Source organism: Lactobacillus kefiranofaciens (assembly GCF_900103655.1).
In the GTDB taxonomy this organism is placed as follows: Bacteria; Bacillota; Bacilli; order Lactobacillales; family Lactobacillaceae; genus Lactobacillus; species Lactobacillus kefiranofaciens.
Map to the genome: position 1 here is coordinate 1 of NZ_FMXC01000045.1, position 11986 is coordinate 11986.

At 32.5% G+C, this 11986-nt stretch carries 15 protein-coding genes and 1 tRNA gene; 2 read left to right on the forward strand and 14 right to left on the reverse strand.

Annotation, left to right across the window (positions count from 1 at the left end; translation table 11 throughout):
• Window positions 1–97 precede the first annotated feature (97 nt).
• From BLP58_RS10420 to BLP58_RS10460, 9 genes are all read right to left on the reverse strand, one after another.
• The gene (locus BLP58_RS10420) at window positions 98–550 is read right to left on the reverse strand and encodes a hypothetical protein (RefSeq protein ID WP_025084290.1); all 453 of its coding nucleotides are present in this window, start codon (window positions 548–550) and stop codon (window positions 98–100) included.
• A gap of 288 nt (window positions 551–838) precedes the next feature.
• Window positions 839–911: transfer RNA gene (locus tag BLP58_RS10425), tRNA-Asn, on the reverse strand.
• Between the two features lie 413 nt (window positions 912–1324).
• On the reverse strand, window positions 1325–1723 hold the full coding sequence (locus BLP58_RS10430; protein ID WP_013851221.1) for a hypothetical protein: 399 nt from the start codon (window positions 1721–1723) through the stop codon (window positions 1325–1327).
• An 87-nt stretch (window positions 1724–1810) separates the two neighbouring features.
• On the reverse strand, window positions 1811–2191 hold the full coding sequence (locus BLP58_RS10435; protein ID WP_025084289.1) for a hypothetical protein: 381 nt from the start codon (window positions 2189–2191) through the stop codon (window positions 1811–1813).
• Window positions 2184–3476: a preprotein translocase subunit SecY gene (gene secY, locus BLP58_RS10440; RefSeq protein WP_025084288.1), complete on the reverse strand. Its 1293-nt coding sequence runs from the start codon at window positions 3474–3476 to the stop codon at window positions 2184–2186. Before secY ends, BLP58_RS10435 begins: the two co-directional genes overlap by 8 nt.
• Before the next feature lie 12 nt (window positions 3477–3488).
• The gene (gene secA / locus BLP58_RS10445; protein ID WP_013851218.1) at window positions 3489–5891 is read right to left on the reverse strand and encodes a preprotein translocase subunit SecA; all 2403 of its coding nucleotides are present in this window, start codon (window positions 5889–5891) and stop codon (window positions 3489–3491) included.
• A 14-nt stretch (window positions 5892–5905) separates the two neighbouring features.
• Window positions 5906–6067 carry a preprotein translocase subunit SecE gene (locus BLP58_RS10450; protein WP_013851217.1) on the reverse strand — a complete coding sequence of 54 codons (162 nt, stop codon included), beginning with the start codon at window positions 6065–6067 and terminating at the stop codon, window positions 5906–5908.
• A gap of 6 nt (window positions 6068–6073) precedes the next feature.
• The gene (gene secG / locus BLP58_RS10455) at window positions 6074–6955 is read right to left on the reverse strand and encodes a preprotein translocase subunit SecG (protein ID WP_025084287.1); all 882 of its coding nucleotides are present in this window, start codon (window positions 6953–6955) and stop codon (window positions 6074–6076) included.
• Window positions 6945–7508, reverse strand: a complete 564-nt coding sequence (locus tag BLP58_RS10460) for a hypothetical protein (protein WP_013851215.1) — start codon at window positions 7506–7508, stop codon at window positions 6945–6947. Before BLP58_RS10460 ends, secG begins: the two co-directional genes overlap by 11 nt.
• A gap of 186 nt (window positions 7509–7694) precedes the next feature.
• Here BLP58_RS10460 and BLP58_RS10465 point away from each other — a divergent pair, with 186 nt between their 5' ends.
• Both BLP58_RS10465 and BLP58_RS10470 read left to right on the forward strand, forming a co-directional pair.
• Complete coding sequence (locus BLP58_RS10465) at window positions 7695–8459, forward strand: hypothetical protein (protein WP_013851214.1); 765 nt, start codon at window positions 7695–7697, stop codon at window positions 8457–8459.
• A 171-nt stretch (window positions 8460–8630) separates the two neighbouring features.
• A complete protein-coding gene (locus BLP58_RS10470; RefSeq protein ID WP_439822775.1) occupies window positions 8631–9287 on the forward strand; it encodes a C40 family peptidase in 657 nt (218 codons plus the stop codon).
• 50 nt (window positions 9288–9337) lie between these two features.
• On the opposite strand, the gene BLP58_RS10475 is transcribed toward BLP58_RS10470, so the two are convergent.
• From BLP58_RS10475 to BLP58_RS10495, 5 genes are all read right to left on the reverse strand, one after another.
• On the reverse strand, window positions 9338–9700 hold the full coding sequence (locus BLP58_RS10475; protein ID WP_013851212.1) for a hypothetical protein: 363 nt from the start codon (window positions 9698–9700) through the stop codon (window positions 9338–9340).
• Window positions 9701–9841: 141 nt separating this feature from the next.
• Window positions 9842–10285 carry a hypothetical protein gene (locus tag BLP58_RS10480; protein WP_013851211.1) on the reverse strand — a complete coding sequence of 148 codons (444 nt, stop codon included), beginning with the start codon at window positions 10283–10285 and terminating at the stop codon, window positions 9842–9844.
• On the reverse strand, window positions 10272–10634 hold the full coding sequence (locus BLP58_RS10485) for a hypothetical protein (RefSeq protein ID WP_013851210.1): 363 nt from the start codon (window positions 10632–10634) through the stop codon (window positions 10272–10274). Before BLP58_RS10485 ends, BLP58_RS10480 begins: the two co-directional genes overlap by 14 nt.
• A gap of 83 nt (window positions 10635–10717) precedes the next feature.
• Entirely contained in the window at window positions 10718–11341 is a 624-nt protein-coding gene (locus tag BLP58_RS10490) for a hypothetical protein (RefSeq protein WP_013851209.1), read from the reverse strand.
• A 19-nt stretch (window positions 11342–11360) separates the two neighbouring features.
• Window positions 11361–11798, reverse strand: coding sequence for a MerR family transcriptional regulator (locus tag BLP58_RS10495; protein WP_013851208.1), 438 nt, complete (start codon window positions 11796–11798; stop codon window positions 11361–11363).
• Window positions 11799–11986 lie beyond the last annotated feature (188 nt).

An 11986-nucleotide genomic window follows, 5' to 3' on the forward strand; every position in this document is an offset into this window, starting at 1 on the left:
TAAAAGGCTTAACTCCGAAAGAATATCGGAATCAAGCCTCTATTAATCCTGTATTTTAAACTGTCTAATTTTTAGGTCTCAGTTCAAAGCTTTCTTTTTACATACCAACATACTTACGGTAAGCACGAGTAAATGCGTTATCAATCATATTAATTTGAATAGAAGTAAAACTACTCAATGGCTTAGGTACAAGATAAGTAACCTTGTTATCCAAAATATTATCAATATCCGCATCTGATAGTGAACAAGCACGTCCCTTGTCATTCGTATTGGCAATTACTAAATTACCTTGAAGCTCAACTCGACCATCCTTAGAAACAGCAGATACATTCTTGTATTTCTTAGAAGATCTTTTGGGAGCTTGATTTGATTTTCTGTAAACGATGGAGTAATTTTTGTTGCCAACTTTAAACTCGGAAATTGCAACATCCTTATCGCTAATTCGCTTGCTACCAAGAGCTTTTAAAAAGCTTTCCTTATTATTGTCAATAATTTCAGGAACAACTTCCCCACTCTTAGCATTAAGACTTACAACTTTAATCCATGACATATCTTTTGTCCTCCTAGAACACAAAAAAAGATATTGGTCATAAAACCAATATCTTAGAACAACTAATAAAAAATAAACATCGTATAAATGCAAAAGCATTAATAAACAATCAACATGCCCTACTTTTTGGGTTTTGAAAACAAATCAATTTAAACCATAAATTGATGATAATCAAAATAAAAATAATCAGAAATTATTTCTACAACTAAAGTGTAGCATTATTCTCGAATTCAGTGATTAACCAAAAAGACTAAGGATTTTTTGGCAATCCTTAGTTTCTAATTTTTACGTATCCTGTAAGACTTGAACTTACGACATTCTTATTAACAGTCAGACGCTCTACCAACTGAGCTAAGGATACATAACTATGTAGTTTTTCTTTGAAAACTACATAGGTCTAAATATATAAAGTAAGTATTTATAAAGAGATAAGCTCTCCATCAAGAAAAGCATCTCATAAACATAGTAAAATTTTACATATAGAGTATGTAGAGTATGAATAAATCAAAATCGTAAAATTATGAATCAGTTGACCTATCAGCCAACACTGTTAGATTACACCTTAAATACCAACAATGGAATTAATCAAATTTAACTAGTTTTATCAAAAGACCTTCTTTTAAAATAAAACCAATTTTTCAGCTAATAAACCTTGTATTGATGGACTTTTAAGATGATTTATCCATGTAAAAGCATAAAAAAAGAGGTATTTTTGCGCTAAATATTAGTTTCTTAGTGCTTTTAACCCTCTTTTTGCTCTACTACTGTGTACTTTTAGCCTCTGAGTGGTTCTGGCCCATCAACACTATACTGATAATTTAGCATATTATCAGAGATTTCCTCAGTTAATTTACAAAGTTGCATAAGTTTATCGAAATCTCCATCATTTCCAAATCGTTTAGATAAAGCTTTTTCTCCTTCATTTAATGTGTTTTTATATGCATCCCTATTGGAATCATTTTTGGGTACATTTAAATCGGTATATTTATTAATCAAATTAGACAATAAAGATAAACCTACTACATAGCGCATATAATGATCAGAATTATGATCGATAGCATCATCTTTCTTTACTAAAGCTCTGCATGTCCAATATACTGGACGATCGTTAATAAAAATGCCTAATTTTGACGAATTATTGGTTAATTGATTAATTTCAACTGTTACGCTCATATTTTCTGTCTCCTTTTTTGGATTGGTTCTAGTTAAGCTAGAACCAATCTTTTGTGATTTTTGTTTTAATTTGGTAACAATAGAACACTAATGACTATTCATCCAAATCTTATTTATTCTTTGATAATCATCAATGTTATAACTAACATTTTTGTATCTAAAAGTTGGTGTAACTCTGCACTCTAAATCATCTAATTGCTTCTTAGACAATTTATTAGCATTTAAAAGATACTCACCTTTACTATCCAAGTAGTGTTCTAAAAAAAGCCTAGGTAATGTCCTATGACATCTAGAGCAAGCTGGTCGATAAAGTATCGTTAACTTATCTGGGTTATTTATTGCTTCAGTGTAAGTACTGTTTTTAACCTCATGATTCCATCGTATAGCAGCAAAACAAACAATAACTGCTACCATAAAAATCAATGCTAGACATATTCCACTGATAGTTTTCTTAATCTTTTTAATCATCTAAACTAAAGTCCGTACTTAAAAATGTCCCATATTCACGTTTTAATTTAAGTCCCTTAATTTGACGCCCAATTTCAATTAAAACACCAGTAATAATCAAGATACTTGAACCACTCAAACCAATTTGTAAGCTTGATGAAACTGAATTTGCTACCAATAATGGAATAATTGAAACCAGCATCAAGAATAAAGAACCTGGTAATGATAAGTAATTCAACATATTTTGAATAAATTCTTTAGTAGGATCACCTGGATAAACATTAGGAATATAAGCTTCCTGTTTCTCCAAATTATCCGCAAATTTATCAGGCTCAATTTGAACGATTGAGTAAAGATATTCAAAGAAAATAATCATAAGCCCATAAATTATTACTCCGCTAGTAGTAGATAATGTAAAGAATGTTTGAACTACTCGATACCAGGAAGAATTTTGACCTGCATTGAAGAACATTAAAATAGTTTGCGGAATGGTCATAATCGTGCTGGCGAAAATAACTGGAATTACCCCTGGAACAATAATCTTTAAAGGTAAATAACTATCTTTACCAGTTAACTGCGCTCTACGTGCATATTGAATGGGGATGCGTAATTCTGATCTTGTAAACCAGACAATTAATAAAATTAAAATGGCTGCGCCAATCATTAGCTCTGAAAATCTGATCCAGTTAACCTTAGTACCAAAAGTAACACCTTTAATTACGTCATTAATCATAGATGGAAATCGAACTAGAATACCTGCAGTAATAATTACAGAAATACCATTGCCTAGTCCATTCTCTGTAATTAAATCTCCAAGCCACATCGCAATGAAGCTACCAGCAGTCATTGACACTGCAATAACTATAATGGTAAAGGGATTATTTTCAATCATAAATTTGCCATTAGTAAGTGTGTTAATCCCTAATGTAATACCAGTAGCTTGAACAAGACCTAAAACTAAAGTTAGTGATCTTGTTACCTGATCCAATTTCTTTCTACCTGTTTGCCCTTCTTTACTCCATTGAGTGAAAGTAGGAATAACGTCAGCTTGAAGCAACTGAACTATAATTTGTGCGGTAATGTAAGCAGTAACACCTAAACTCATAATCGAGAAATTTTCAAAACCACCACCACTGAACATTGAAAGCATTGTCAGACTAGAATTATTTGATAGCTTGGCTAATGCTGCACTATTGACACCAGGAATCGTTACAAAGAACAAGGCTCGATAAATAATTAGAATCATTATCGTAAAACTGATCCGTTTAGTTATCGGCGACTTAACAAAATTATGAATTTTATTCATTTTTCCTCCCGATTAATCAACAATACTTGCTCTCATATAATTGCGAGTAATATCTTCTTGAATGTTTGTTAGCATTTCACTATAAAGATCAAATGATGAATTCTGATATTCTACTAAAGGATTATATTGGCCATAGCCACGTAAAGTAACTGACTGACGGAATTGCTCCATAGTAGCAATATTTTCTCTCCAATTGACATCTACTGCCCGTAGAATTGCCACTTTTTGGAAGAACGAAATATCTTCAGGATTTACTAACTCATCAATACGATGTTGATATTCTTCTCGTGCTACTTTAATAAGAGTTTCAATAATTTCATCCTTAGTCATTGATTCGATTCGCTCTTCAGTTAATTCATAACCAAGTGCTTTGATATATAAATCCTGATTAGCAGTCTTACCAAAATCAAAGCCTAAAGTTCCTTTGCAGAATCTAAACAAGCCATCATAATTCCAATTATTTCCCTGACAGTAAAGATCAACTTTCAACTTAATTGTTCTTGCAAACATAGGAATCAAATAATTTGCAAAGTCCCCATCATAGTTAAGAACCTTATTTCTGTCTCGATATAGAGCGTCACGTTCATCTTTCATTACATCGTCATATCTTACCGTGTTTTTACGTTCATCATAGGCATTGCCTTCTACTCTCTTCTGAGCTTCAATAATGCCTCGTCTAACAATCAAACTTTCAATAGGTTCATATTCATCCCCACGGTCGATTAGCTGTTGCTTTACCTTCTGTACCCTTTCAGTACCATATCTGATTAAAAGATCATCTTCCAAGCTTACGTAAAATTGTGAAGTACCAGGATCACCTTGACGGCCGGAACGCCCACGCAACTGATCATCAATTCGTTGTGATTCATGATGTTCCGTACCTAATACAAACAATCCTCCTAGTTCTCTGACGTGAGGCCCTAATTTAATATCCGTACCACGTCCAGCCATATTAGTAGCAATTGTAATTGCACCTTGCTGACCTGCCTGTGCGATTATTTCAGCTTCACGCCCATTGTTTTTAGCATTTAATACTTCATGAGGAATATCTCTTTCATTTAACATTTCAGAAATTTCTTCAGAACTTTCTACTGAAATAGTACCTACCAAAATTGGACGTTCAGTAGAATGAACATCAATGATCTTATCTAAAACAGCTTTAAGCTTAGCTCTTTTTGTAGCAAATACGATATCAGGCAAATCTTGACGTTGAACAGGCTTGTTTGTTGGAATACTAATTACCTGCATATGATACGTATCATAGAATTCCTGTGCATCACTAGCCGCTGTACCAGTCATACCTGATAATTTGGAATACATTCTAAAGTAATTTTGATAAGTCGTATCTGCTTCCGTTTTATCTGCATCTTTAATTGGAACATTTTCTTTAGCTTCAATCGCTTGATGCAGACCATCGGAGTAGCGTCTACCAGCCATAACACGACCAGTATTTTGATCAACAATATCTACTTCTTTACTATGACCATCCTTAGTTGGTTGTACAACATAGTCTTGATCACGCTTCATACTATAATTTGCTTTCAAAGCTTCATCTACAAAGTGAGCTTCTGTGAATGATTCAGAGTCAAAAATATTCTTTAATCCAAACCAGGTATTAGCTTTATCTGCTCCACTAGGAGTTAAAGCCACGGTTTTGGTTTCCTTATCGTAATCGTAGTCATCTTCATTCAAAGATTTAGCAAATTCATCCGCACGTTTATATAAGTTTCTTTGAGATTTATCTTTCCCGGCAATAATTAACGGCATCCTAGCTTCATCAATTAAAATGGAATCTGCTTCGTCTACAATCGCATAATTTAAGCCACGTTGTACTTGTTGGTCTACAGATATGACCATATTGTCACGTAGATAATCAAAGCCTAATTCAGTATTAGTCGAATATGTAATATCGCAGTCATAAGCTTTTTTCTTCTCGCTTGGGAAAATCTTGCTACTATTTAAGCCAACGGTTAAATTCATCCATTTAAAAACAGGCCCCATTTCTTCATAGTCACGTGCTGAAAGATATTCATTAACCGTGATTACATGTACACCCTTGCCCTCAAGAGCATTTAAATAAACTGGCATAGTTTCTGTTAAAGTTTTACCTTCACCGGTTTTCATTTCAGCTAAGTTGCCAGCGTTTAAGACAATTCCACCCATAATCTGCACTGGATAGGGGAATAAACCAAGCACTCGCTTATCTGCTTCTCTAATTGCTGCAAACGCTTCTGGAAGAAGATCGTTTAAAGTCTCACCTTCTTGTAGTCTTTGTTTAAATGATGTCGTACTATCCTTTAATTTTTCATCACTAAGGGATGCATAATACTTTTGATAACTTTCAACTCGCCTAACAATTTTTTCCAATTTCTTTCGTTTAAATTGATTGTTTTCAATTAAGTTTCTCAGCTTCATCAAAACATTCCTTCCTATTTAATAAGTAACTTTTGAAAAAGAATATCTAATCCCCAATAGGCTACCCCACTTACTGCCATAACAGTCAGAATTGCTAAAGTAACTTTAGTGGAGCTAAGCCATGTAGCCCAATTACATTTCTTCAAAACTTTAAAAGCTTTTTGTAAATAGTTCATATATCTTTATCCTATCCTGTTATAAATAAGTAATGATGCGGCCAAAACTAATACGCTAATTTCGGTAGTTCGGAGTAGAAATAATTCATATCCACGTGGGCGTGGGCGATTAAACAACGTAGCACCACCTGATTCAGTTAAGGCATTCATTGAATCATTACTTCTATTAGGTTGTAAAAAGATTGATGTAATAATAATTATTACCAATACAATAAAGTAGATTCCCCAACCAATGCTCAATCTAAATGCACCATGAATGGTTTTTACTTTAGTACCATCTTTTAATGTGTTTCGAGCTTTTAGCTTCTTGACAGGAGTATTATCTTTTTTCTTACTCTTCTTGTTAGTTGGTGTGATTGACAATGGACTATCTGCTTTATATCCGGAGGTTTGATCTGCAAAAGTAGCAATATTAAGATAACGGTTCTGTTTCATATTCTGATACTGAATATTAATTCGTTGACCGGCTACTACTACTTTATGAAATTCAGACCTAGCTTCTCTAATGGTGGTGCCGTGCTGCAACAAAGTTATATAGCCTAAAACCGAATTATCATATTTTTTAAGTGCTTTAGGATATTGCGCTACTAATCCTGCAGAAGCTGATACCTTCTTAAGACTTTGATTTACTTTATCCTTTTGCTGAGCTAAGACTTTAGCATTGGCAGATGATATTTTAACATCGCCCTGTTTAGGCTTTTTGCCGATAACCTGTTTAGCTACAGTACCTCTTGATATTAGTAAGCTTTGAGTAACTTTACTAAATTCACTAGTTAACTGCTGGTTGCTTAATGATGGCTTAACCATAGAACAACCGTTTAAAATTAATAAGCAACCAAATGCAATAATAAGAGTCAACACACGCTCTAGTTTTCGTTTATCTAGCACTTGGAAATACCCCCTGCTTTAATCGAGCATCATATTTATCTTGATATTTATTACAAAAGTCATATAAAACACGTGCTTGAACGTTTCTATCACTTACAAGTAAATTAACATGACTACGCAAAGCAGTATCTTGCTTATTATCAATTCCACTTCTAAGAGTTAAGTAAAGAACCTCTAATATGGAAGGGATTTTTTGCTCCCAGCCTTCGAAATCTGAACAGGCAGCCATTAACATATCTTCTAAGTCAACGCAGTCTCTATTTAGCTCAGTTTCTTGGATATCTGGTTCTAGTTCTTTTACAAATCTAGTGATAAATAATCTAGTAACTTGAACATGATAAAAAGTTGGTAGGACTTGTAGTTTTTTCTTTACATCAAGCAATAGCTCATTGCTTAATTGCTTAGTAGTATCAAGTTCTGTAATCATTGAATAAATTGATACTAAAGGATTAAAAGCCCCCTTAAAGCTGTTTTTCAATTGCTTGGAATAATCAATAAAATCATCAACTAATGCCACACTAATACTTGAATATTTGGTTGTATTTGCGCTCATTTTTTCCCTCTTTCTGATCTTTTGAATTTCTATTAATAAGTTTAAGTATTTACTGATCGTGAGTCGTATTGCGTAAGTTGACCTAATTTTCAAAAAAACGTAAACTTTTACTTTTAACTTGCTCTGACCCTATACGTACATAATGGAATCAGATACGTTGATAGGAAGGGACTGTGCTACTATTCAATGAAGATTTTTTTAACTAGTCTACAAGATAAGCATTGGCATTATTTAAATCTACATAACGTTCAGCAGTACCTTGCTCCAACGTATTCATCAAGTAGATATATTGCATTTTGCCCTTACTGCAAGAATCCAATTACAGTTCTTGTTAAATCGAATCCTAATGCTAGACAAGGTATTTCGCTTTATGCCAAGCATTTAACTCTTACATCAAATTATTCATTAGAAGTCAATGAAGACACAAAAAAGCATTGCCTGCTACGTGCAAACAATGTTTCTTTTGTCCCATGCTTAGCTAAGACTTTTAATTATAATGATTTTTTGATTAACAAATACAATTTACAGAGAACTTTATCTTTTTATACTGGTATCTATTTTTCAAAGAAGCTTATGTCCTACTGCTTAACTAAAGGTAAAGATTTTATCTTTCTGAGACATACAGATAAATACAATTTTCCCTTTGCACTATTGATCGCTACTAAAGAAATTTGTTTAAACAATCGTAAGGTAGCAAGCCCCAACATCATAGATGCAATAAAGACTAAATCTTTGTATTTCGATGTTTTTGAAGATAAACAAATTTCTTACCGTAGTAATTACAAAGCTACTCTTTGGATGATTTTCAAACTGTTGCCACAAGATAAAAAGAATAATTGGCCCAAAATGCAGATTACTTTGGAAGAAAAACGATATAGGGATGCACACGTTATCTACTCTTCTTTTACAACATATTGCAAATTATCAAGAAATCTCGTCCAACAGATTTGAAAGGAATGAGTTAAAATAATTACTAATAAATTAACTACTGTATTTAAATTAGCTTCTGCTTTCTTAGCAGGTGGTTCAGCTTCAGCTACTTTAGGTACTGCTGTAGCACATGCTGATACTGTGCAAGTCAAGTCAGGAGACACAATTCAATCAATTGCACAAGATCATCATATGACAGCTGAGGAACTAGCTAAAGCCAATAACTTAAATACCGATTCATCTCTTACACCTAATCAAAATATTAATATTCCTGATATTCCTAAAACTTATGTAGTTAAGCAAGGAGATACTGTTTCTACAATTGCCAAAAAATATGGACTTAAAACTAACGATGTTTTAAAGCTCAATCATTTGAACTGGCATTCAACAATTTTAATTGGTCAAAAATTAAAGTTGATTAGCGCTAACTCTACTTCTAGTGTAAGTGAATCTGCCGTCCATCAAGGGCAAAATGCAGTATCAGGAAATACCATATCATCTCGTGCTGTTAATTTAGCTCTACAACTTACTCAAGAGAATATTCCATATGTCTGGGGTGGTAATTCTACCGCCGGAATGGATTGCTCCGGTATGGTTGATTATGTTTACGCTCAATTAGGTATTGCGTTACCACACAACACAATTCAGCTAGAATCATATGTAAATGAAAAGCCTGTTTCTCAAGCTCAACCTGGAGATTTGCTATTTTGGGGGCAACCTGGTCATTCTTACCATGTAGCAATCTACATTGGCGGTGATAAATTCATAGCAGCACCGGATTATGGTCAAAATGTCTCAGTCGGAAATATTTCAGCATTTCCTCCGTCATTTGCAGGTTCATTAAGATAATAATAACTAACTGTAGAAAAAGCCAACACAAAATAAAGTGCTGGCTTTTTTTACTTAATAATTTCTTTGGAAATCTGATTAGTAATAAATTGATTTGCCTTTTGAATCATACATATTTGTTCATCAAATTCGTCTTCTGAAGAAATATATTCACCTAATTTCTTAATTGCATTACTCTCAAGCCATATACTCTTACAAATATCTTGCCAAATTTCAGGCCATGAATCACCACTAATGTAGTTATCTTCCAAATAAGCTAAAATAGCATCTGACTTATTCCAAAACTTCTCGTCGACAGTAAGAAGGCATAAAGCTAGTCTTTTAGGAACAATCATATTATGAAAGTTTATAAATTTAAGAATAGCTTTCTTCTCAACTGATGATAATTGAGTTTGTTCAAAATTATATTTCATAAAATTACTCCAATATTCTATAAAAGTTGATACTAACATATTATCCAGAGCCCAATCCTAACACAACAGTCTCTACGTAAGAAAAAAACAGTTTCCGAAAAGTGTCTTTTCCATCTTAAACACTTCATAAAAACTGTTTCTTTATTGTCTATTTAAAATTGTGGCTAAATCACGACTTATTTTATCATTTTCTTTACTTAGCTGAATAACACCGTTTTTATGGATTATTGCTGATTCATTACTTGCTTTTTCTTTTACCATTATCGCAGTTAAATATTGAATATTAGCTAATGCTGTTATAATTTGACTACTATTTAATTGCGTGGCTGTCTTAACCACTTTTTGACTACAAGTTACACCCATAACCTTAATAACTTGTAATTTCTTATCAGCTAGGACATTTTTAATAAGCCTTAGAAAATCCATATTATTTAAAACGTACGGATTGTATGGACTTTGATTAACTTCCTTATCAAGACTAAAAGTCCCGGCATTGTCTTGTTCTAAAAATCTAGTAGTTGAGCCGTTATCTTGACTATTAGATCCTCCAAATAATTTTTGTGTTATAACTTTAGTCCAAATCATAATGACCCACAATCTTTTCTATTTCATGATCATTATTTTCAGCTGCAAAAGCCTTATCTGCTACAGTCAAAATAAATTTAACTAAACTAATTAGTGCAAGTTTATCCTTATCAAAACGAATCGTAAAAGCTAATCCCATAGAACGTACAAAAATATTATCAGTCACTGCAGGAATCTTTACACTGTCACCTTTATCTACCAAATCAATTAAGTATTGTCCCACATTAGTAATGATAATATTTTCATTTGTCTGATTGCTCTTACTAAAAAGCATCAAGCATTGATCAATGGCATTTGATAAAACTTCTTCATAATTTTGAGTTAAAAGAAAATATTTATTTTCCTTCATAAATTGCTCCTTTCATTCATTTAACAGAATAAAAGGTAGCATTTTTAATATTGAAAAATAATAAAGTAAAATTTAATCGTTTTTTACCAGTTAAAGCAAGATAATTTGTCATCAGGATACCACTCAAATTCTGTGTACCACATATCCATTAAATTATCGAAATCATCTTCATTAACCTCATGCTTTTTCATTTCTTTTGCTTCTTGACTATATTTCTCTTTAAACCATGATTTAGCATATTCTCTAGCTTTTTCCTTGGTTTCATCAGCTATTTTAGGCACATCAACTATGTTAGCTGCATTAATTCCTACATCTCCTAAAATGTAATTAAATGTTTTAGAGTCTAGTACATAACCATGATCATACATTAACTGACGTGGTAATGTTTTAAACCATTCATAGGTTTGCTTTTTAGCCCAACTCAAAGAATTAAAGTCGATATCCAAAAGCATTAAACTAAGATCATGACGTCTAAAAAGAACACACTCCATTAATTTGATCTGATACTCTGTTTGTACCATATAAGTCAAAACACTCTTAAATTGATGCTTAGTTTTCCTTATTCCAGTAAATAAAATGACATTTGATAAGAAAATACGATCTTGCATTTGAACCATATATGCTAGCCTTAATACCCATCTACTAAGCATACGATTATTCTCTATTACTAATTCTTTTTTACTCCAGTCAATTTTTTCATTAGTCATGTTTTTCTCCTTAAAATTTCTAATCAATACTTGTAACTTTAACGTTAAATCTTTTTAAAAATATCCGTAAGATTTCAAATGCTTGCTGATTAATTAATTGATCTTTACAAATAATTAACTCTCCCAATTGATAATCTAATGCATATGTAATTATTCTAGATAATTGAATATCTTCACCCAAAGATGTATTGGAGCTTTGTAACAACAAATACTCTTTAGAATATTTAGACAGTAAAGTCTCTAATTTAGTTTTATTCAAATGTTTAGATGTCCAAATTATCCTATGCTTAATCTTATGTCCTTTCATTAAAAAATTTTCAATTTGATTTGTTGTGTAATACGGATGATTAGTCGCATCCCTGAATGGCACTAATCTTCCTTGATTGTTCCATCTTCTTAAAGTTCGTGTAGTAACACCTAATCTGTCTGCTACTTCAAATCTATCAATCTTCGACATTATTTTTCTCCTCAACATCATAGTATATCAATGTCCACTTTTTGTCCACTTTTTGTTAAAAGAAAAAGCTAGTAGCTTTTCTACTAACTTTACTGGCTCTATAATTTTTCCTGTTGATGACTTATCAATATGATAAGCTGTTAACAGGTTTTTTATTGCATAAAAAAGGAGGACATAGTCCCCTGTAA